Genomic DNA, 21,387 nt, shown 5'->3' with positions numbered 1-21,387 from the left:
GGAGGGAACGGGAGACGGGCATGCCGACGACGCGGCACGCCAGCGAACTTAGGTGAGCCTAAGCTAAACCCGTTGACGTGTCGACAGGGCAAAACGGACGCCACCGGGAGGCATACCTCGACAACTGGCCTGCCTCACGCATCCGTTGCGCACTAAGGTAAGCCTTGCTTTACTTGCATCGGCCAACACCTTGCTCTGAGGAGGAACCCCATGCGGGTCGTCATGTTCGGTTACCAGACCTGGGGGCACCGCACCCTGCAAGCCCTCCTGGAGTCCGAGCACGACGTGGTGCTGGTCGTGACCCACCCCAAGAGCGAGCACGCCTACGAGAAGATCTGGAGCGACTCGGTCGCCGACCTCGCCGAGGAGCACGGCGTCCCGGTGCTGATCCGCAACCGCCCCGACGACGAGGAGCTGTTCGAGCGCCTCAAGGAGGCCGACCCGGACATCATCGTGGCCAACAACTGGCGCACCTGGATCCCCCCGCGCATCTTCGGCCTGCCCCGCCACGGCACGCTGAACGTGCACGACTCGCTGCTGCCGAAGTACGCCGGCTTCTCCCCGCTGATCTGGGCCCTCATCAACGGCGAACCCGAAGTGGGCGTCACGGCGCACATGATGAACGACGAACTCGACGCCGGCGACATCGTCCGGCAGGAGGCGGTGCCGGTCGGCCCGGCGGACACCGCGACCGACCTCTTCCACAAGACCGTCGACCTCATCGCCCCGGTCACCATCGGTGCGCTCGGCCTGATCGCATCCGGGCAGACCGAGTTCACCCGGCAGGACCGCTCCCAGGCGTCCTTCTTCCACAAGCGGGCCGACGAGGACAGCCGCATCGACTGGAGCTGGCCGGCGGAGGACCTGGAGCGCCTGGTGCGCGCCCAGTCGGAGCCGTACCCCAGCGCCTACACCTTCCACCGGGGCAAGCGGCTCGACGTCCTGGCCTCGTTCGTGTCCGAGGGGCGCTACGGCGGCACCCCCGGCCGGATCTTCTACCGCGAGGGCGACGGCGTGGTGATCGTCGCCGGTGCCGACGCCCGCACGGGACGCAACCACGGCCTGGCCATCACGCGCGTACGCACCGAGGACGGCCGGGAGTTGCCCGCGGCCGAGTACTTCACCTCCATGGGTGGCTACCTCACCACCCGCCCCTGACGCGCCGGCCCCGGTACGGTCCCGGGGGCCGGTCCGCAGCGCCGCCGCGCGGACCCGGTCCGCGCGGCGGCGATCGCCGGGAGTGCTGCCCCCGCCCGCCAAGTGCCCTATGTTTGAACCGTGTTCACAGACAAGGCACAGCCGGGCCGCCGTGCACGCATGACGCCGCCCAGCGTGCTGAACCTCAGCGCGTACCTGATGTACGCGACGGGAAAGGCGGCCCGCCGCACCCTGTCGGAGAAGCTCACGGCCAGAGGACTGCGGTTGTGGCACCTGACCGTCCTGACCCTGATCGCCGATCTCGGCCCGCAGCCCAAGGGCGTCCTGGCCTCCCGGCAGGACATGAACGCCAGCGACCTCGCGAGGATCGTGAAGGACCTGGCGGACGCGGGGCAGGTCGAGTGCGTCCGCAGCCCCACCGACCGCCGCCGCGTCGACGTCCGCATCACCCCGCGGGGCAGAGCGGCCCTCGACCACCTGAACGCCGACATCGCCTCCGCGGACGACGACCTGCTGACCCCGCTGAGCGATGCCGAGAGGGAGCAACTGGCCTCCCTGCTGCGGCGCGTGCACACCCACCACGAGGAACAGGGTCCCGCCGCCGGGTCCGGGTGACGGCTCAGGCCCGCCAGCCGTAGCGGCGTTGGGGCCGGCCGGCCGCGCCGTAGCGCAGGGACACCTCCGCACTGCCGGTGCCGTGGAAGTACTCCAGGTAGCGGCGTGCGCTCACCCGGGACACGCCGGTGACCGCGGCGCACTCGGTGGCGGACAGGGTGCCGTCCGCCTCGCGCAGGGCCCGCTCGACGAGTTCGGCGGTCTCCACGCTCATGCCCTTGGGCAGGGTGTGGGCCGGTGCCGGGCCGAACGCGCCGGCCAGGACACGGTCCACGTCCGCCTGGCCGCGGACCACCGTCGTGAGCAGCCTGCCCCGCTGGGCGGCGTAGCGCTCCAGACGCAGGCGCAGATCCTCGAAGTCGAAGGGTTTGAGGAGGTAGTCGACCACGCCGCGGCGGACGGCGCCGCGCACCGTCTCGGCCTCGGTGGCCGCGCTGATGACCATGACGTCGCAGTCGTGCCCGGCGGTCCGCAGCCGGGGGATGACGTCGAGCCCGAACAGGTCGGGGAGGTACAGGTCGAGCAGGATGAGGTCGGGGCGCAGACTCTCGACCGCCTCGATGGCCTGTCCGCCGGTATGGGCCGTGCCGACGACGCGGAACGGCTCGACGCGTTCGACGAACGCGCGGTGGACTCTGGCCACCATGAAGTCGTCGTCGACCACGAGGACGTCGATCGCGTCCGCCTTGTCGCTCGCCTCGGTCATGGGGCCGCTCCTTTTGCCACCGCGCCGGTGAGGTGGCTGACGGTCATGCGTGCGGTGAACACGGCCCCTTCGGGGGTGTTGGACACCGAGATCTCTCCCCCGTGCCGTTCACAGACCAGCTTGGTCAGGGCCAGTCCGATGCCGCGCTCGCCCTCCCGGGCGGCCTTGGTGGTGAAACCGTGGGAGAAGACCTCGCGGGCCAGTTCCGGAGCCACTCCCGGCCCCGAGTCGCGGACCACGATCTCCACGCTGGAGGCGTCCTGCCGCAGCGCCACCTCCACCCAGGCGTCGTCCCGGGCGGTGGCGGCGTCGACGGCGTTGTCCACGAGGTTGCCGACCACGGTCGCCACATCGGCGGCGTCCTCAGGGGCCAGGCGCTCCAGCGCGGTGTCGTCCGAGATCCGCAGGCTGACCTTCCGTTCCGCCGCGAGGGAGGCCTTCGCCATCAGCAGTGCGGCGACCGCGGTGTCCCGGACGCGGCGGCTGAGGGTGACGTCCAGGGACTGGCGGTGCCGGCTCAACGCGGGGATGTAGGCCACGACTTCGTCCTGCTCACCGATCTGGATCAGCCCGGAGATGGTGTGCAGCTGATTGGCGAACTCGTGCGCCTGCGCGCGCAGCAGCTCGGAGGAGCTGCGGAAGGAGCCGATCTCCCGTTCCAGCCGGGCCAGTTCGGTGCGGTCGCGCAGGGTGGTGACCGAGCCGAGCGGCCGGCCGTCCTTGGTGACGGTCATCCGGTTCATCACCAGGACCCGGCCGTGCCGGACGACGACCTCGTCGCGCTCGCCGGCGGCGGTGCCACACAGCACGTCGCGCAGCCGCCCGTCGATGCCGAGGCCCGTAAGGCTCTGGCCGACGCAGTCCTCGGGCAGGTCGAGCAGGCGGCGGCCCATGTCGTTGACGAGGGTGAGCCGGTGCTGCGGGTCCAGGGCGATCACACCCTCGGCGATCCCGTACAGCATCGCCTCCCGGTGCTCGGCGAGCCCGGCGATCTCGCCCGGCTCCAGCCCGAGGGTCTGCCGTTTCACCCGCCGCGCGAGCAGCCAGGAGCCGGCCACGCCCAGTGCGCTGGCGATGCCCAGGTAGGCGAGCAGATAGGAGGAGGCGCCGCTGAGCCGCTGCCACACCGTCGGGTCGGCCTCACCGATCATCACCGTGCCGAGGATCCGGCCCAGGTTCTCCTCACTCGCCCCGAGGACGGGCACCTGGGCGGCCAGCTCGCGGCTGCCGTCCAGGGTCACCTGCCCGGACCAGCCGCGCCCCCGGGCGGTGCCCGGCCCCAGCCGCATCCGCTCCCCGACGACGGTGGGGTTCGTGGAGCTGGCGATCCGACCGGCCGCGTCCGCCACCGTCACCGAGGTCACCCCCGACTGCGCCTGGGTGGCGAGCACCAGCGGGGCGAGCGCCTCCCCCGGCGCGGGACGCGTCAGCTGGCTGCGCACCAGGGGGTTGGCGGCCAGCTGTTCGGCGAGCGCTCCCACCCGGCGCCCTTCGACGCGGTTGAAGGTGGCCTGGGACTGGGCGAGGGAGACCGCGGCGACGGCCAGCAGCACCACCACGACGATGGCGAGCTGGAGCACCAGCATCTCGCCCGCGAGCGAGTGCCGACGAAAGGTGGCGACCACGACGAACTCAATCTGCGATGCCGCCGCGAGCGGGGCGGCTCATGTGCCGAGCCGCACCATCATGACGCCCACCAGCCGAAATCGAAAGAGAGCCGTCACCGCCCGCCCGGCCCTGGGCCGATGCCCCGCAGCTCCCTGATCGTGCCGCCGAGCTTCGCGCGGAAGGACTCCAGCAGCGCCGGCTTCACGCTGACCACCCAGCGCGTCCCGACGAGGTACTTGCCTCCGTAGACGCGCGCCTCCTCAAGCCAGGTCTCCTTGAACTTCTCCTCGGGGAAGGTGGTGATGAGGTAGTCGGCCTTCTTGGTACGGCACAGGCCCTGGCGCAGTTCGTCGGCGTCGATGCGGATCTTCGCCTTGCAGCCGGTCAGCCCGGCGATCACCTCCACCTTGGCCGGTGCGACGACTCCTGCGGCGGGAGCGGCGGTCACACTCGGCGCCGCCTTGCCGCCGCCCGCGCCCCCGGCGTCGTCCCCGCTGCCGCAGGCGGTGACGAGAGGAAGGACGACCAGGACACCGGCCGCAGTGACGGCACGCAGCCGGGGGGCGCGCGAGGGGCTTCGGCGGGTGGATCGTACGGGCGCTTGGCTCTGGTACACGTCGCCTCTCCGGGTGCGGGCTGTCGGCCTGTCTTCAGGAGCACTCGCTGTCCTCAGAAGTGCTCGGGGAGGAGTACGCACAGGTCCGGGCGGGCGTTCACGCCCTACGCCGCCTCCCCCACCGCCTCGCTCCGCGCTCCGTCGGCCGGTCCGCCGAACTGGGTGCGGTAGAGCTCCGCGTACCGCTGCCCCGCCGTCAGGAGTTCCTCGTGCGTGCCCCGTTCCACGATCCGGCCGGCCTCGACGACCAGGATCTGGTCGGCCGCGCGGACGGTGGACAGACGGTGGGCGATCACGACGGCCGTGCGGCCTTCGAGTGCTTCGGCGAGGGCTTCCTGGACGGCGGCCTCGGAGGTGTTGTCGAGGTGGGCGGTGGCCTCGTCGAGGATGACGACGCGCTGGCGGGCCAGCAGCAGCCGGGCGATGGTCATGCGCTGGCGTTCGCCGCCGGACAGGCGGTAGCCGCGCTCGCCGACGACGGTGTCGAGCCCGTCGGGCAGGGACCGTACGAGCTCGTCGAGGCGGGCCCGGCGCAGGGCGTCCCACAGGTCACTCTCAGCGGCCTCGGGCCGGGCGAGCAGCAGGTTGGCGCGGACGGTGTCGTGGAAGAGGTGGCCGTCCTGGGTGACCATGCCCAGGGTCTGCCGCAGCGAGCGCGCCGTGAGGTCGCGGACGTCGACGCCGCCGATGCGCACGGCCCCCTCGTCGGTGTCGTACAGGCGCGGCATCAGCTGCGCGATGGTCGACTTGCCCGCGCCGGAGGAGCCGACGAGCGCCACGGTCTGGCCGGGTTCGGCGCGGAAGGACAGGCCGTGCAGCACCTCGTCACCGCCTCGGCCGTCCAGGGAGGCGACCTCCTCCAGGGAGGCCAGGGAGACCTTGTCGGCGGCCGGGTAGCCGAAGCGGACCTGCTCGAACTCGACCGCCACGGGCCCGTCGGGCACCGGGCGCGCGTCCGGCTTCTCCTCGATGAGGGGCCGGAGGTCGAGCACCTCGAAGACCCGCTCGAAGCTGACCAGGGCGCTCATCACCTCGACGCGCGCCCCCGCGAGCGCCGTCAGCGGCGCGTAAAGCCGGGTCAGGAGCAGCGCGAGCGACACGACCGCGCCGGGTTCCAGGGCGCCGCGCAGGGCGAACCAGCCGCCGAGGCCGTAGACCAGGGCCAACGCGAGCGCCGAGACCAGGGTGAGCGCGGTGATGAAGGCCGCCTGGGCGGTCGCCGTGCGGATCCCGATGTCGGCGACCCGGCGGGCCCGTTCGGCGAACTCCCGCGACTCCTCCTCGGGACGTCCGAAGAGCTTGACCAGGGTGGCGCCGGGGGCGGAGAACCGCTCGGTCATGCGGGTTCCCATCGAGGCGTTCAGCGTCGCCGCCTCCCGCTGCATCCGGGCCATGCGGCTGCCCATGCGCCGGGCCGGGATCACGAACACCGGCAGCAGCACCAGCGCCAGCAGGGTGATCTGCCAGGACAGGGTGAGCATCACGGCGAGCGTGAGCAGCAGCGTGACGAGGTTGCTGACCACTCCGGACAGGGTGTTGCTGAACGCGCGCTGGGCGCCGATGACGTCGTTGTTGAGCCGCGAGACGAGGGCGCCCGTACGTGTGCGTGTGAAGAACGCGACCGGCATGCGCTGCACATGGTCGAAGACGGCCGTCCGCAGATCGAGGATGAGATGCTCCCCGAGCGTCGCGGACAGTCTCCGGCCGAGGATGCCCAGGGCCGCCTCCGCCACCGCGATCAGCGCGATGAGCAGGGCGAGGCGTACGACCCTGCCCTCGTCCCCGTCCGACACGATCGTGTCCACGACCCACCCGGCCAGGACGGGCGTCGCCACGGCCAGCAGGGCGGTACCCACGCCGAGCAGGACAAAGAGGGCAATTCGGCGCCGATGCGGGCGGGCGAACGCGCCGATACGGCGCAAGATGGCCAAGGCGAAGGGGCGGCGCTCCCGTTCGGCGTTCATGACGCTGTACAGCTGTGTCCACGCTGTGGTCTCCATACTCATGACGGAGACCGTAGAACCTCAAGCAATCTTGAGGTCAAGAACCTCGCACATTTCCCCGGCATCCCGCACAATCACCCCGATCCCCCTCTTCCCCGTCCCTTCGCGCAAAGGCCCCGATGACGCTCCCCACCCAGCCGCTTCCCGCGCGCAATCCCCAGTCCCCGCTCCCGCAACCCGCAGTTGGCACGGCCTGGACAGCCTCTACAGACGTGACAGCGGTACAACTCCCCGAACTCCGACCCGGACGACTCCCCCGTCGCGTCCCGGTCCGCCGTCTGCGGCAGATCCTGTGTCTGGTGCCGCTCCTGCTCGTCACCGTGGTCGCGGTGCAGCACCGGTCGGTGCTGGCGGCCGGTTTCGCGCACCTGGGCACCGCCGAGTGGCCCTGGCTGCTGGCCGCCGTCGGCGCGACCTGCCTGACCTGGGTCGCGGCCTCCTGCACCCGGCAGGGCGCGGTCGTCGAACGGCTGCCCCGACGACGGCTGCTGGCCACGCAGTTCGCGGCCGGTGCGGCCAACCACCTGCTGCCGACCGGGCTGGGCGCGAGCGCGGTCAACCTGCGGTTCATGACGGTCTGCGGACTGCCCCTCGCCCGCTCCTCGGCCGCCCTCGGCCTGTACCTGCTGGCCGAGAGCGCCGGCCGGGTCCTGCTGCTGGGCGCCCTGCTCGTCGCGTTCCCCGACGCGCTGCGGCTCGGCACGCTGGTGCCTCAGACGGCGTTCGGTCCGCTGCTGGCCGGCGTCGGGGTGGTGCTGGTGATCGCCGCGACCGTGCTCGTCCTCGTACGGCGGCTGCGCTCGGCCCTGGTGTCCTTCCTGCGGACGGCGCTCGGCGAGGCGCGCTCGGTGCACACCCGGCCCGCCCGGGCGCTCGCGCTGTGGGGCGGGTCCTTCGCCTTCCCGGCGCTGCAGGCGTCGGTCCTGGTGCTGGTGGGGCGGGCGTTGGGGCTGGATGTCCCGGCCGCGCACATGGCGGTGGCCTACCTGGCGGCCACGGTGGCCGTCGCGCTGGTGCCCACACCGGGCGGGATCGGCTCGGTGGAGGCGGCGCTGGTCGTGGCACTGGTCGCGGCGGGGGCCCCGGCCGCGGTGGCCACCGCCGTGGTCCTGGCCTTCCGGGTCATCACCGTCTGGCTGCCGCTGGTGCCGGGCGCGCTGACGCTGGCGGCGCTGGTGCGGCTGAAGGTGATCTGACCGGGGCGGAACCGAACGTGACGGCGCGTCATGTGCAGTAACTCACCCTTCGCTCACCCCCGTCTCCGGTACGGAACCCCGTACGGAATACGGCAGGATGAACGATCGTGCCGACCGCGGGTCAGGGTGGTCGGGCACCTTCGGACACTCCGGAAAACGAGCAGGTGACGACGTGACGAGACTTCACATCCGACCGCCGGTGGCAGGCTTCGCCGCGGTTCCCCGCCCCGGAGGTGACCGATGAACCGGGCGCTCACCGTGGACGACCTGCTGTTCGCCGGCATCGCCCTCGGCTCGGGCCTGCTGGCCGCGTTCGCGCTGCGCATCATGTTGCGCTGGCTGGGAGGACACGCCGACCGCACCCGCTGGAGCGGGGACGACGTCATCGTGCACGCGCTGCGGGCCGTGGTGCCCTGGGCCGCGGTCGTGGGCGGCGTCGCGGGCGCGGCGGCGGTGCTGCCGCTGACCCGGACGGTGCAGCACACCACCAACCAGGTGCTCACCGTCCTGCTGATCTTCGTCGCGACGGTGTCGGTGGCCCGGGTGGTGACCGGACTGGTGCGTACCGTCACCCAATCCCGCTCCGGGGTCGCCGGATCGGCCACGATCTTCGTCAACATCACCCGGATCCTGGTCCTGGCGATCGGCTTCCTGGTGGTGCTCCAGACGCTGGGCATCTCCATAGCCCCGCTGCTCACCGCCCTCGGTGTCGGCGGTCTGGCGGTCGCGCTGGCGCTGCAGGACACCCTCGCGAACCTCTTCGCGGGCATCCACATCCTCGCCTCCAAGACCGTCCAGCCCGGTGACTACATCCGGCTCAGCAGCGGTGAGGAGGGCTACGTCGAGGACATCAACTGGCGCCAGACGACGATCCGCAACCTGTCGAACAACCTCGTCGTGATCCCCAACGGCCAGCTCGCCAAGGCGAACATGACCAACTTCATGCGCCCGGAGGAACAGCTGACCGTCCTGGTCCAGGTCGGGGTGGCCTACGACAGCGATCTGGAGCACGTGGAGCGGGTGACCAACGAGATCATCGCGGAGACGATGGCCGAGGTCGAGGGCGCCGTGGCGGACCACGAGCCGATCATCCGGTTCCACACCTTCGGCGACTCCCGCATCGGCTTCACCGTCATCCTGGGCGTCGGCGAGTTCAGCGACCAGTACCGGATCAAGCACGAGTTCATCAAGCGCCTGCACAAGCGCTACCGCGCGGAGGGCATCCGCATCCCCGCCCCGGCGCGCACGGTGGCGCTCCAGCAGGGCGGGGTCGTCATCCCGCAGCAGCGGACCGTCGAGATCGAGCCGGGCGGACTGAGCACCGCCCGGCTCGACTAGGGGCGCGCGGGCTCGGCCGAGGCGCCCGGGCTCGGCCGAGGCGCCCGGGCTCGGCCGAGGCGCCCGGGTTCGTTACAGCGTCGCGGAGTTCTCGTGGTGGTGGCTGTCCCTCCGGTCGCGCGGCGCCGAGAGGGACGCCTTCACCGGCGTGACGGTCCAGTCCGGGTGCCCCGGCATCCGCGGCGTCTTGGTGCCGTACAGCCAGTCCCGCAGGAAGCCGCCGAGGTCCTGACCGGAGACCTCCGAGGCGACGGCGATGTAGTCCTCGGTGGAGGCGGTGGAGTCGCGGTACCGCTCGAGGAACGTGCGCTCCAGGGCCGTGAAGGCCGCCTCGCCGACCTGCTGCCGCAGCGCGTAGAGCACGAGCACGCCGCCCACGTAGCGCTGGCCGTCGAACAGGTTGGCCGCGTTGGGCGCCGCCACCGGCCCGGAGTCGCGACGCCACTGGTCGCCCAGGGCGTAGGTGTACTTCATGCGCGCTTCCAGCGTGGTCATGCCAAGCGAATCGGCCCAGCCGCGCTCGTAGCGGTAAAGCAGGCCGTAGAAGTCGGCGTGGCCCTCGTTCAGCCACAGGTCGGCCCAGGTGGCGGGGGTGACGCTGTTGCCGAAGTAGGAGTGGACCAGCTCGTGCATCATGTGCGAGCCGATCTTGCTCTCCTCCTGGAGGAGGTAGTTCGGCTTGTAGAGCGTGAGCGTCTGGGTCTCCAGGCCGGTGAAGTCAAAGGCGTCCGAGGCGTCGTTGTTGCAGGGCAGCAGGCCGTACGTCTCGAAGGGGTACGCGCCGAGCCGCTGCTCGACCCATGACACCAGGGCCGGTGTGAGCGCCAGGGCCGGTTCCAGGGCGGCGGCCCGGGCGACGGGGACGACGTCGCGCAGCGGCAGGCCGTGCGGGCCCTGCCGGTCCTTGATCACATAGTCGCCGACGGTGATCTGCACCACCTCGGTGGCGATCGGCGACCGGGAGCGGTAGGTATAGGCGGTCCGGTCGCCGGACAGCTGCTCGGTGCGCACCAGCCGGCCGCTGGCGACGCCCCGCAGCCCGGCGGGCACGGTGAGCCGGAAGGTGAAGTCGGCCTTGTCGGAGGGGTGGTCGTTGCAGGGGAAGACGGTGTGTGCCAGGTCCGGCTGGCCGCACACCGCGAACCCGTCCGGGGTGGCCACCCAGCCGCCGGCGGGCGGCGGGGTCCGGCGCGGGTCGGCGCCGTAGGCCACGCACACCGTGGCCCGGGCCTTCGCCGCGAGCGGACGGGCGGGGGTGATCCGCAGCTTCTCGGCCACCTGCTCGAAGGCGGCCGGGCGGCCGTCGACCCGCACGGAGCGTATGTCCAGGCCGCGCGCGTCCAGGGAGAAGCGGCTCAGGGCCTGGGTGGTGCAGAGGGTCAGAGTCGTGGTGGCCTCGACGAGCTTGGTCGTGGCGTCGTAGGCGAAGTCGAGGTGGTAGGCCGAGACGCGGTATCCGCCGTTGCCGAGGGCGGGGTAGACGGAGTCGCCGAGGGTCTCGGCGCCGGGGGTGGCGCCGGTGCCCGGGGCCGCCTGGGCCGGGATCCCCGTGGTCAGTGCCGCCGCCGTGCCGAGAAGGGCAACCGCCGGGGCCGTCACTCTGGTGCGATATCTCATGGTCCGCTTTCGCTCGGACGGCCGGGTGGTCAGATCCGGCCGTGGCTTGGAGTGAGTGATCTCTCTCCCAGACACGGGAACGGGGCGATCGGTTGCACGAAACTGGTCGTGGACCCCTGTCGAGCCGAGGCCGGTCACGAGATATCTTGATGTCGAGCAATGTTGCAGACGTGGAGCGGAGCACCCGGTGACTGACTCGACCATCATCTATACGCACACTGACGAGGCCCCCGCACTGGCGACGTATTCCTTCCTGCCGGTGGTCCGGGCGTACGCCTCGCAGGCGGGTGTCGCTGTGGAGACCCGCGACATCTCGCTGGCCGGGCGCATCATCGCCGTGTTCCCGGAGTACCTGACCGAGGACCAGCGCATCCCGGACGCCCTCGCGGAGCTCGGTGAGCTGGCCAAGACGCCCGCCGCCAACATCATCAAGCTGCCGAACATCTCGGCGTCCATCCCGCAGCTCAAGGCCGCCGTGGCCGAGCTGCAGGGCCAGGGCTACGCGCTGCCGGACTACCCGGACGACCCGAAGACCGACGAGGAGCGCGAGATCCGCGCCCGCTACGACAAGATCAAGGGTTCCGCCGTGAACCCGGTCCTGCGTGAGGGCAACTCCGACCGGCGCGCCCCCGCCTCGGTCAAGAACTACGCCAAGTCCCACCCGCACCGCATGGGCGCCTGGACCGCCGAGTCCAAGACCAACGTGGCGACCATGGGCCAGAACGACTTCCGCTCCACCGAGAAGTCCGTCGTGATCGCCGAGGACGGCGCGCTGCGCATCGAGCTGGTCGGCGACGACGGCACCACCACGGTGCTGCGCGAGTCGGTACCCGTACTCGCCGGCGAGGTCGTCGACGCCTCCGTGATGCGCGTCGCCGCGCTGCGCGAGTTCCTGACCGCGCAGGTCGCCGAGGCCAAGGCCCAGGGCGTGCTGTTCTCGGTGCACCTGAAGGCGACGATGATGAAGGTCTCCGACCCGATCGTCTTCGGCCACGTGGTGCGCGCCTTCTTCCCGAAGACGTTCGCCCAGTTCGGCGACAAGCTCGCCGCGGCCGGCCTCACCCCGAACGACGGCCTGGGCGGCATCTGGAAGGGCCTGGACGCCCTGCCGGAGGGCGCCGAGATCAAGGCCTCCTTCGACGCCGAGCTCGCCGAGGGTCCGGAGCTGGCGATGGTCGACTCCGACAAGGGGATCACCAACCTGCACGTGCCGTCGGACGTCATCATCGACGCCTCGATGCCGGCCATGATCCGCACCTCCGGCCACATGTGGGGCCCGGACGGGCAGGAGCACGACGCCCTCGCGGTCATCCCGGACTCCTCCTACGCGGGCGTCTACCAGGCCGTGATCGAGGACTGCCGGGCCAACGGCGCCTTCGACCCGTCCACCATGGGCACGGTGCCGAACGTCGGCCTCATGGCGCAGAAGGCCGAGGAGTACGGCAGCCACGACAAGACGTTCGAGATCGCCACCACGGGCACCGTCCGCCTGGTCGACGGCAACGGCACCGCGCTGATCGAGCAGGCCGTCTCGGCCGGTGACATCTTCCGCGCCTGCCAGACCAAGGACGCGCCGATCAAGGACTGGGTGAAGCTGGCCGTCACCCGCGCCCGCGCCACCGGCGACCCGGCGGTCTTCTGGCTGGACGAGACCCGCGCGCACGACGCCAACCTGATCGCGAAGGTCAACACCTACCTCGCCGAGCACGACACCGAGGGCCTGGACATCCGGATCCTCAACCCGGTCGAGGCGACGAAGCTGTCGGTGGAGCGCATCCGCCGCGGCGAGAACACGATCTCGGTCACCGGCAACGTCCTGCGCGACTACCTGACCGACCTGTTCCCGATCCTGGAGCTGGGCACCAGCGCCAAGATGCTGTCGGTCGTCCCGCTGATGGCGGGCGGCGGCCTGTTCGAGACGGGTGCGGGCGGCTCGGCGCCGAAGCACGTGCAGCAGCTGGTCAAGGAGAACTACCTGCGCTGGGACTCGCTGGGTGAGTTCTTCGCCCTGGTGCCGTCCTTCGAGCAGCTGGCGAAGGTGGCGGGCAACGCCCGTGCCCAGATCCTGGCCGACACGCTCGACCGCGCGACGGCGACCTTCCTCGAGGAGGACAAGTCCCCGACCCGCCGGGTCGGCGGCATCGACAACCGCGGCAGCCACTTCTACCTGTCCCTGTACTGGGCGCAGGAGCTGGCCCGGCAGAGTGACGACGCGGACCTGGCGAAGGCCTTCGCCCCGCTCGCCGAGACGCTCGCCGCGAACGAGCAGAAGATCGTCGACGAGCTGGTCGGCGCCCAGGGCAAGCCGGTCGACATCGGCGGCTACTACCAGCCCGACCCGGCGAAGGCCGCTCAGGCCATGCGGCCGTCCGCCACGTGGAACGAGGCCCTGGCGTCCCTGAGCTGACGCCCCGGGCCCGATGGGCCACCCCCTCCGCCCCGGCCGGCACGACGCCCGGCCGGGGCGGAGCCATGTGCGGTCCTCACCCCGGCCTCGTGTGGCACCTTGATCTCTTCGGACACCGCTGGAACAACGCCCCCTGGAGCCGCCTCGTGATCGACGCCTCGGACTCCTTCGAGCTGCTGCCGGGTGACGGGCCCTCGCCCGTGATCCTCCATGTGCCGCACTCCGCGCGGGAGATACCGGACGCCGTGCGTGCGGGGATCCTGCTCGGCGACGAGGAGACGGCGCGGGAGCTGGACCTCATCACGGACGCGCACACGGACCGGATCGCCGAGGTGGCGGCCGGGCTGGCGGGCGTCACACCGTGGCGGTTCGTCAATCGGCTGTCGCGGCTGGTCGTCGATCCGGAGCGGTTTCCGGACGAGCGGGAGGAGATGCTCGCCGTCGGGATGGGGGCGGTCTACACGCGGACCACGCACGGCGACGCGCTGCGGCCCGAGGGCGTCGATGCCGGGCCGCTCGTCGAACGGTACTTCCTGCCCTACGCGCGGGCGATGACCGAGGCCGTGGCGGACCGGCTGGAGTCCACCGGGCGGGCCGTGATCATCGACGTGCACTCCTACCCGAGCCGGAGGCTGCCGTACGAACTGCACGGGGAGGGTTCGCGCCCGCCGGTCTGCCTCGGCACCGACTCCTTCCACACGCCTCCCGCGCTGCTGGACGCGGCCCGGGAGGCGTTCGGGGAGACGCAGCTCGACACCCCGTTCGGCGGGGCCTACGTCCCGCTGGAGTTCTACGCGAAGCGGCCCGAGGTGAGCGCGCTCATGGTGGAGATCCGGCGGGACACGTACATGGCCGAGCCGGGCGGTCCCGCCGGACCCGGCCTGGAGCGGCTCGCCGCCGCACTGGCCGGGCTGGTCGACGCCGTGTCCCGCTGAACAGGCTCACACCGGGCGGCTACGCCCGCAGCCACTCCGTCACCACCACGTCCCCGCCGGTGCGCAGCCGCAGGGCGAACGGGCCGGACAGCGGCACGTCCGCGGTGAAGCGGCCCAGGTCGTCGGAGGTGAGCGGGGAGCCGGGCCGTGGCCCGCCGAGGATCTCGATCCGGGCCGACCGGGGCGGCAGCACCTGTCCAAGGAGTCCCTGCGCGGTCACCTCGACGTCGACGGTCACCTCGCCCGCCTGGAAGGTCAGCATCCGGGGTACGTCGGTGACACCCCGGACCGGCAGGGCATCGACGAGCGAGTCGAAGGTCAGCTCGGCCACACGCGCCTCCAGGTCGTGCAACGCGTAGGCGTCGAGGGCGATCTGCTGGAGCTCCGCCGGTACCGCGTCGAGGACGGCCGCGGCCCGCCGCAGCTCCTCCTCCAGGAGTTCGTCGTCGAACTCCCGGTCGTCGAAGTCCTCTTCACCGAAGAGGTCGTCGTCGTGTCGGTCGCTCACATCGCCCCCCGTGCCTCGAGTCGGGCCCGCAGACGCCGCAGACAGCGCTGGCGCAGCGGTCCGATGCTGCCCACCGCGATCCCCAGCGCGGCGGACACGTCGTGGTAGCTGGGCGGCGGCGTGGCCATCAGCACGCGCAGCAACTGCCTGCACCGCTCGCCCAGTTCCTCGAACTCCTGCCACAGCCGCCGCACGCGTTCGCTCTGCGCGGCGGCCTCCTCGGAGTCGAGCAGCGACTGTTCCGGCGTACCGTCCTCACTGGCCCGGTCCAGCAGCCGCGGATCGTCCGTCAGGGTCAGTCGCTGCGCACTGCGGATGACCTTCAGACACTCGTGGCGCGTGGTGCTCGCCAGCCACGCGCCCGCCTTGCCGGGCTCACGGATCCGCCCGAGGTGCTGAGCGAAGCGGAACCAGGCCGTCTGGTACACCTCGTGGGCGTCGGCGTCGGAGAGCCGGTGAGCCCGGACGACGGACCACACCAGGGGGCTCAGCCCCTCCACGAGCGCCTTCCAGGCCGCCGCGTCGCCGTCGGCGGCCGCCTGGACGAGCGCGCCGGCATCAGTACGGTCCACGGCAGCCCCACCCCTCGTGTACGGCAGGTCATCGTACGCCGTGGAGGGGGCGGCCCCGGCCGTCACAGCCCGGGGCCGAGGCGCACGACCGGGACCGCGCGCCAGGTGGGGGGGCGAAGCGCCGGGACGTGCGCGCCCCGTACTTCCGCGAACTCCACGTTCGAGGCGAGGAGTTGCTGCCGGGCCGCGCGTGGGTCGGTCTCCTTGTGCGCCGTCATGTGGGCGGCCACCAGGCCCGCGGTGACGGGGGTGGCGAAGGAGGTGCCGCTCCACTGCGCGTACCCCTCGAACATCACCTGGTCCGGCTTGGCGGCGTGAGTCTCGTCGCTCAGCGCACCGCTGTGACGGGGGTGCCGGCAGGTGCAGCCGTAGGAGAAGCCGTAGCGGCAGGCGTTGTACGTGGAGTGCTGGTACACGTACGGAACGGGCGCGTCGAAGCCGGTGAGGGCGCTGATGAGGCGCTCTCCGGGGGCGTAGACCTTCACCCAGGGTCCGTGGTTGGTGAAGCAGGCGCCGAACTCGCCGTCGCTGCGCAGGGCGCCGACCGACAGTACGGAGTCCTCCCACCCGGGCAGATCGGCGTAGGCGGCGGGCCAGAAGGGCGCGGCGCCGGCGTTGTTGCCGGCGGCGGCGACCAGCAGGGTGCGCTGCTCGCGCAGTTCCCGCATGAAGTTCTCGACGCCGAGCAGTCCGTCGGTGCGGCCGTTGGCGGTGCCGGCGGAGAGGCTGAGGACGTCGGGCCAGCCGCTCGCGTCGACGGCCTCGAAGAGCTTCTCGCCGAACTCGGACTCCAGGACGGCGCCTGCGTCGTTGAGGGTGCCGCGCACGGTGATGTCGGTGTTGGGCGCGACGGCCGCGACGAGGCCGGCGATGAACGTGCCGTGGCCGACGTACTGCCGCAGGATCCCCTGGTCGTCGCACTCCTGGAGCTGGGCGTCGCCGCCGGTGTGGGCGAGCAGGCCGCAGGAGCGGTAGTCGTGCACGAGGCCGGTGTCGACGACGAGGACACCGACGGCGGTGTCCGGGTCGTGGGGGGTGTCCGCGGCGGCCGGGTTCGGGGGCTCGCTGAGCGGGGCGGGGACGGGTTCGTCGCCGGGGCAGGCGTTGACCGCGATGTGCACCACGTGGTTGCGGGCGACCATCCGGTGCCCGGCCCGGGACTCGTGCTCCCGTACGGAGCGCAGGGCGTGGGCGACGGTGCGGTCGGCGTCCCGGCCGCCCTCGCCCGGGTCGCCGACGCGGATACGGGTGATGCCGCTGCGGTTGGTCCGCGAGCCCGCGCGGCGGACCTGCTCCTGGTCGAGGTCGGGTGCCGCCGTGAAGTGCGCCCGCACCGTGTCCTCGACGATCCGGGCCTCCTCGCCGTCGCGGACGAGGACCACGCCCTTCTCGTACATGAACTCCGCCGAGTCGTCCGGGCCCATCGCCAGGGGGACGTCCGGCATCGAGCGCTGGATATGGTCGAACTGCTCGTGGAATCGCTGAGGTGCCATGGCGGGTCCTCCCGTTGGTGCGACGGCATCGGCCGGTGCAGCTGAGCGGTCGTCAAAGAGAGCCGCCGGGCCGCCGCTTGATACAGCTCCACACCTGTGTGGGGCGCTGCCGGACCACTACCATCCGAGGAGTGACAGCGGGAAGCGACGCGGTGACGGAACTGCTGCCGATGGTGTTCGCCGACCCGGGCGAGGCTCTCGCGAGGGCCCGGGCCCTGCTCGACGCCGACGCCTCCCCGCTGGACGCCTCCGTGGCCCACCAGGTGATCGGCATCTGGCAGCGGGACTTCGGCGACCTGCGGCTCGCGCTGCACCATCTGCGGCGGGCCCGGGCGTACGCCGCGCGCGCCGACTCGGCCGACCGGGAGGCGGACGTGCTGGCCACACTGGGCGTGGCGCTGGTGCACGCGGGCCGCACCCGGGAGGGCCTGGCCGCGTTCGAGCGGGGCGCGGCGCGGGGCGGCGGGCACACCAGGGCGCGGGTGCTGTACCGGCGGGCGTATGTCTGGTGGGTGCTCGGCCACCATCGCGAGGCGCTGGAGGACGTCCGCCGGGCGGTGCCCGTGCTGCGGCAGGCGGACGACGTGATCTGGACGGCGCGGGCGCTGACCCTGCGGGCCACCGTGCACCTTGCGCTGGGGTCGGTGGAGCGGGCCGAGGCGGACTTCACCGCGGCGGAGGCGCTGTGGGACACCACCGGCCAGGAGCACGACAAGGCGGACGCGGTGGAGAGCCGGGGCCTGGCCGCGTTCCGGTCGGGGGACGTGCCGGCGGCACTGCGGCTGCTGGACGAGGCGGAGGAACGCTACGCGCGGCTCGGCACGCCGACGTTCATGCTGAACATCCGGCGCTGCGAGGTGCTGATGGCGGCCGGTCTCGCACCGGAGGCGCTGGCCGAGGCGGACGCGGCGACCGGGAGGCTGGAGGGGATCGGAGGGCAGTCCACCCGCAAGGCGGAGCTGCTGCTGGCCGCCGCGCGGGCCGCCCGGTCGGCGGGCGACCCACACACGGCGATCGCCCGCGCCGCCCTCGCGGTACGGCTGTTCGCGGGGCAGCGGCGCTCCTGGTGGGAGGCGCACGCCCGGCTGGTGCTGATCGAGGCGCGGTACGCGGCCGGGCGCGGCTCGGGGCGGCTGGTCGCCGACGCCGCCGCGGTGGCCGGGACGCTGGCGTCCTTCGGCGCCCCGGCCGCGCCGGAGGCATCGCTGCTCGCGGGCCGGATCGCGCTGGATCTGGGCTGGACCGCGGACGCTGAACGGCACTTGGCCGTGGCCGCGCGCAGCCGCCGCAGCGGTCCGCCGCTGGCGCGGGTGACGGGCTGGGCGGCGCAGGCGCTGCGGGCGCAGCTCGCCGGATCTGCCCGGGGCGTGCTGCAGGCCTGCCGTCGGGGCCTGGACGTGCTGGACGACCACCGGATGACGCTGGGCGCCTCGGAGCTGCGGGCCCGGGCCACCGAACAGGGCGCGGAACTGGCGGCGCTGGCGCAGCGGGCCAGTCTGGTCTCCGGCGGGCCGCGGCGGCTGCTGGTGTGGAGCGAGCGCTGGCGGGCCACCGTGCTGTCCACCCCGCCTACCCGGCCGCCCGCCGACCCGGAACTGCTCAGCGGCATGACCGCCTTCCGCGAGATCGCCTCGCGTGCGGAGGCCGCCCGGATGGAGGGCCGGCCGGTTGTGGCGCTGGAGCGCGAACAACGGCGCCTGGAGCGGGAGATCCGCTCCCGGACCCTGCACATGCGGGGCGAGGCCCCCGGCGGCGAAGACCGGTTCGACGTCCGCCGGCTGGTGGAGGAGCTGGGTGACGAGGCCCTGATGGTGGAGCTCGCCGTGCTGGACGGACGGGTGCAGGTGCTGCTGTGCGGACGGGGGCGGGTGCGCCGGTTCGAGGCCGGTCTGCTCGCCCACGCGGAGAGCGAGGCCGAGCATGTGCAGGCCGGGCTGCGGCGGCTGGCCCACCCCGGGGCGGAGGCCCGGCTCCCGGTGGTGGAGGCGGCGGGCCGGCGGCTGGAGGAGCTGCTTCTGGGGCCGGCCGTGGCACAGTTGGGCGGCGGCCCGGTGGTGATCGTGCCGCCGGGACGGCTGCACCGGGTGCCGTGGGCGCTGCTGCCGTCCCTGCGGGAGCGGGTGCTCAGCGTGTCGCCTTCGGCGGGCAGTTGGCTGCGGGCCCGGCAGACCGCGCCGCCGCCGGACGGCCGTCATGTGCTGGTGCGCGGCCCGGGTCTGGCGACGGGCGGTGCGGAGGTGCCCGAGCTGGCGGGCCGGTACGGCTGTGCGACGGTCCTGGAGGAGGGCGAGGCGCGGGTGCCGCGGGTGCTGGAGGAGCTGGACGGGGCCGCGCTGGCGCACATCGCGGCGCACGGCACGTTCCGTGCGGACAGTCCGCTGTTCTCGTCCCTGCGGATGGCCGACGGGCCGATCGTCGTGCACGACTTCGAGCGGCTGGACCGCAGCCCTTACCGGATCATCCTGTCCTGCTGCGACACCGCCCGCCTCGCCTCCGTCGGCGCGGACGAACTGCTGGGCCTGGTCACGGCGTTGCTGCCGCTCGGCACGGCCGGGGTGGTGGCGTGCAGCGCGCCCGTGAACGACGCCGCGGTGGTGCCGCTGATGCTCGCGCTGCACAAGGGCCTCGACGACGGTCTGTCCCTGGCGGAGGCGCTGCGCGACGCCCGGGCCACCCTGCCGGGTGACGCGCTGCACCAGGCCACGGGGTGGGCGTTCTCGGCGTTCGGGGCGGCCTGACCCGTCCCCTGTTCGGGTCAGGCCGCCGGTCCGGGTGCGGCATCAGGCCGGTTGGGCCTCCGGTGTCCGGGCCGGCCACGGCAGGGCGCCGCGGTCGCTCGTGCCGAGCCGGGCGTAGGCGCTGTACAGGTGGTTGCCGACGGTGCGGACGGACAGGGTGAGGCGTTCGGCGATCTGCCGGTTGGTCAGACCGGCCGCGGCGAGGGTGACGATCTGCCGCTGCCGGGCGGTGAGCTCGCCGAGGACCAGCCCGGACAGTGCGGAGGTGCGGGCGCCCTGGCACCGCCGGGCCAGCGCGACGGCCCGGGTGCGGGAGTGCCGGGCGGCGCGCGGATCGCGGTGGGCGCGCACGGCCTGGGCGTACGCCTCGGCGGCGAACAGCAGGAAGCCTCGCCGCTCCAGTTCCGCGGCCGCCTCGTCCAGATCCGGGCCGTCGGCGCGGGTGAGCGCGTCGGCGTGCCGGGCGAAGACGCCACCGAGCCGGTCGATGACCTTCTCGGGGGCGCCGAGGCGGACGGCGTCGTAGGGGTCGGTGAGGGCCTGTGGGTCCAGGTCCGGGCCGGCGGGACTTCCCGTCGTCGCCTCGGCTCGGTCGAGTTCCGCCCGGCAGGACGCGTCTCCGGGATGACCTCGCAGTCCTTCCCGCGCCCAGGCCGCCGCCTCCCTCACTTCCCCGCGCAGGCGTGCGAACCGGGCGCGCACCGCGGCGTACCCGCCCGGCAGCGGCCCGCCCTCGGCCACCAGCCACTCCCCCACCGGGGTGGCCGTCGCCCGTACGTCGGCCTGCTCGATCCGGTGGGCCAGGGCGGCCGCCTCGGCGTCGAGGGCCGCTGCGTACACGTCCGGCGTCCGGGCCAGCCGGCGTGCCCGCAGCCGGCCCGCCGCGGCCCGGAGCACCGGCCCGTACAGGGGATGGGCGAGACGGACGGCACCTTCGTCGTCGACCTCGATCAGGCCGTCGGACTCCAGCACTTCGAGGTCCCCGAGGTCCAGCCCGCCCAGCCCGCCCAGCTCGTCCAGGTCGGGCGGCAAGGGCTCGGCGAAGGCGAGGCGGTCGAGGATGTCGCGTTCGAGCGGGCCGGTCCTGCCGAGGACGGGGGCGGTGCGTTCACGGACGGCCGGGGTCAGCGGAACCGGGCCCCGCCACGCCCGTTCGCCGGTGTCCGGGACGGGGGTCAGCAGCCCGCGCACCGACCCCAGCAGGTCACGCAGCAGCCGCAGGTCGCCCTGGCACAGGCGGCGCAGCCGGTTCGCGGTGAGCGCGTCGAGGGGACCGGCACCGGCCGTGAGCAGGGCGGCGGTCTCCTCCTCCGGCAGCGGCTCCAGCGCGAGGCGCGGCAGGAGTTCCCCGGTCCACAGCCGGGAGATCGCGCCGGGTACCGGGAAGCCGTCCGTGGCCACGACCAGCAGCCGGGTGCGCCCGTGCACGGCGAGCTGATGGACCAGGGCGGCGGAGGCGTCGTCGAGGAGGTGTGCGTCGTCCACGAGCAGCGTGCGGACACCGGACAGCACCTGGACAGCGCGGTGCAGCGTGACCGAGTCGGGCAGCAGGTGGGCGAACGGCGCGAAGGGGATGCTCCGGCTCTCGGGCGTACCGGCCGCCCGGGCGCAGTCGGTGCCGCGGATCGCCTCGGTGACGAGGCGGGTCTTGCCGCCGCCCGCCGGGCCCGTCACCACGATGCCGTGCCGGAAGCTGGTCAAGGACCGGCGGACCAGCTCCAGTTCGTCCTCCCGCCCGGTGAACGCCCAGGGCAGCTCCAGCGTCGTCGCGTCCCTCTCGTAAGTCATCACACAGACATGAGCGCGGCTACTCACCTTTGATACAGGGCGACTTGAGTAGCCCCCGACTCAGGCGCCGGGGACGGGCCGCAGGGCAG

The 21,387-nt window shown here is 72.7% G+C and carries 16 protein-coding genes; 7 read left to right on the top strand and 9 right to left on the bottom strand.

Annotated elements, in window-relative coordinates; all coding sequences use genetic code 11:
- Positions 1-210 precede the first annotated feature (210 nt).
- Both FDO69_RS15945 and FDO69_RS15940 read left to right on the top strand, forming a co-directional pair.
- Positions 211-1,158 carry a methionyl-tRNA formyltransferase gene (locus tag FDO69_RS15945; protein WP_104780484.1) on the top strand — a complete coding sequence of 316 codons (948 nt, stop codon included), beginning with the start codon at positions 211-213 and terminating at the stop codon, positions 1,156-1,158.
- A gap of 120 nt (positions 1,159-1,278) precedes the next feature.
- Positions 1,279-1,773, top strand: coding sequence for a MarR family winged helix-turn-helix transcriptional regulator (locus FDO69_RS15940; RefSeq protein WP_234387952.1), 495 nt, complete (start codon positions 1,279-1,281; stop codon positions 1,771-1,773).
- A gap of 4 nt (positions 1,774-1,777) precedes the next feature.
- Here the strand turns inward: FDO69_RS15940 and FDO69_RS15935 are convergent, their stop codons facing one another.
- From FDO69_RS15935 to FDO69_RS15920, 4 genes are all read right to left on the bottom strand, one after another.
- A complete protein-coding gene (locus FDO69_RS15935; protein ID WP_104780482.1) occupies positions 1,778-2,479 on the bottom strand; it encodes a response regulator in 702 nt (233 codons plus the stop codon).
- Positions 2,476-4,104 carry a sensor histidine kinase gene (locus FDO69_RS15930; RefSeq protein WP_104780481.1) on the bottom strand — a complete coding sequence of 543 codons (1,629 nt, stop codon included), beginning with the start codon at positions 4,102-4,104 and terminating at the stop codon, positions 2,476-2,478. The genes FDO69_RS15935 and FDO69_RS15930 overlap by 4 nt, the downstream gene beginning before the upstream one ends.
- A 95-nt stretch (positions 4,105-4,199) precedes the next feature.
- Complete coding sequence (locus FDO69_RS15925) at positions 4,200-4,703, bottom strand: hypothetical protein (RefSeq protein WP_420878508.1); 504 nt, start codon at positions 4,701-4,703, stop codon at positions 4,200-4,202.
- Between the two features lie 104 nt (positions 4,704-4,807).
- Positions 4,808-6,703, bottom strand: a complete 1,896-nt coding sequence (locus FDO69_RS15920; RefSeq protein ID WP_104780480.1) for an ABC transporter ATP-binding protein — start codon at positions 6,701-6,703, stop codon at positions 4,808-4,810.
- A gap of 215 nt (positions 6,704-6,918) precedes the next feature.
- On the opposite strand from FDO69_RS15920, the gene FDO69_RS15915 reads away from it, so the two are divergent.
- Both FDO69_RS15915 and FDO69_RS15910 read left to right on the top strand, forming a co-directional pair.
- Positions 6,919-7,902 (top strand): lysylphosphatidylglycerol synthase transmembrane domain-containing protein, encoded by a 984-nt coding sequence (locus tag FDO69_RS15915; protein ID WP_167526607.1) that lies wholly within the window; start codon positions 6,919-6,921, stop codon positions 7,900-7,902.
- A gap of 240 nt (positions 7,903-8,142) precedes the next feature.
- Positions 8,143-9,240 (top strand): mechanosensitive ion channel family protein, encoded by a 1,098-nt coding sequence (locus FDO69_RS15910; protein WP_167526606.1) that lies wholly within the window; start codon positions 8,143-8,145, stop codon positions 9,238-9,240.
- Between the two features lie 72 nt (positions 9,241-9,312).
- Here FDO69_RS15910 and FDO69_RS15905 read toward each other — a convergent pair whose 3' ends face one another.
- Positions 9,313-10,857: a M1 family metallopeptidase gene (locus FDO69_RS15905; protein ID WP_104780479.1), complete on the bottom strand. Its 1,545-nt coding sequence runs from the start codon at positions 10,855-10,857 to the stop codon at positions 9,313-9,315.
- A gap of 187 nt (positions 10,858-11,044) precedes the next feature.
- Between FDO69_RS15905 and FDO69_RS15900 the strand changes: the two genes are divergently transcribed.
- Together FDO69_RS15900 and FDO69_RS15895 are read left to right on the top strand one after the other, a co-directional pair.
- Entirely contained in the window at positions 11,045-13,264 is a 2,220-nt protein-coding gene (locus tag FDO69_RS15900; protein ID WP_104780478.1) for an NADP-dependent isocitrate dehydrogenase, read from the top strand.
- A gap of 146 nt (positions 13,265-13,410) precedes the next feature.
- Positions 13,411-14,199, top strand: coding sequence for an N-formylglutamate amidohydrolase (locus tag FDO69_RS15895; RefSeq protein WP_104780566.1), 789 nt, complete (start codon positions 13,411-13,413; stop codon positions 14,197-14,199).
- Between the two features lie 19 nt (positions 14,200-14,218).
- Here the strand turns inward: FDO69_RS15895 and FDO69_RS15890 are convergent, their stop codons facing one another.
- From FDO69_RS15890 to FDO69_RS15880, 3 genes are all read right to left on the bottom strand, one after another.
- Positions 14,219-14,707 (bottom strand): hypothetical protein, encoded by a 489-nt coding sequence (locus tag FDO69_RS15890; RefSeq protein ID WP_104780477.1) that lies wholly within the window; start codon positions 14,705-14,707, stop codon positions 14,219-14,221.
- The gene (locus FDO69_RS15885; protein ID WP_104780476.1) at positions 14,704-15,279 is read right to left on the bottom strand and encodes an RNA polymerase sigma factor; all 576 of its coding nucleotides are present in this window, start codon (positions 15,277-15,279) and stop codon (positions 14,704-14,706) included. The genes FDO69_RS15890 and FDO69_RS15885 overlap by 4 nt, the downstream gene beginning before the upstream one ends.
- A gap of 62 nt (positions 15,280-15,341) precedes the next feature.
- The gene (locus FDO69_RS15880; RefSeq protein ID WP_104780475.1) at positions 15,342-16,772 is read right to left on the bottom strand and encodes a S8/S53 family peptidase; all 1,431 of its coding nucleotides are present in this window, start codon (positions 16,770-16,772) and stop codon (positions 15,342-15,344) included.
- A 131-nt stretch (positions 16,773-16,903) separates the two neighbouring features.
- Here FDO69_RS15880 and FDO69_RS15875 point away from each other — a divergent pair, with 131 nt between their 5' ends.
- Complete coding sequence (locus FDO69_RS15875) at positions 16,904-19,510, top strand: CHAT domain-containing protein (protein ID WP_104780474.1); 2,607 nt, start codon at positions 16,904-16,906, stop codon at positions 19,508-19,510.
- Positions 19,511-19,552: 42 nt separating this feature from the next.
- Here the strand turns inward: FDO69_RS15875 and FDO69_RS15870 are convergent, their stop codons facing one another.
- A complete protein-coding gene (locus FDO69_RS15870) occupies positions 19,553-21,298 on the bottom strand; it encodes a LuxR family transcriptional regulator AbsR2 (protein WP_104780473.1) in 1,746 nt (581 codons plus the stop codon).
- Between the last annotated feature and the right edge of the window lie 89 nt (positions 21,299-21,387).

This window comes from Streptomyces tibetensis (assembly GCF_007655005.1).
Taxonomy (GTDB): domain Bacteria; phylum Actinomycetota; class Actinomycetes; order Streptomycetales; family Streptomycetaceae; genus Streptomyces; species Streptomyces tibetensis.
This window is presented reverse-complemented; position numbering and strand designations above follow the sequence as displayed.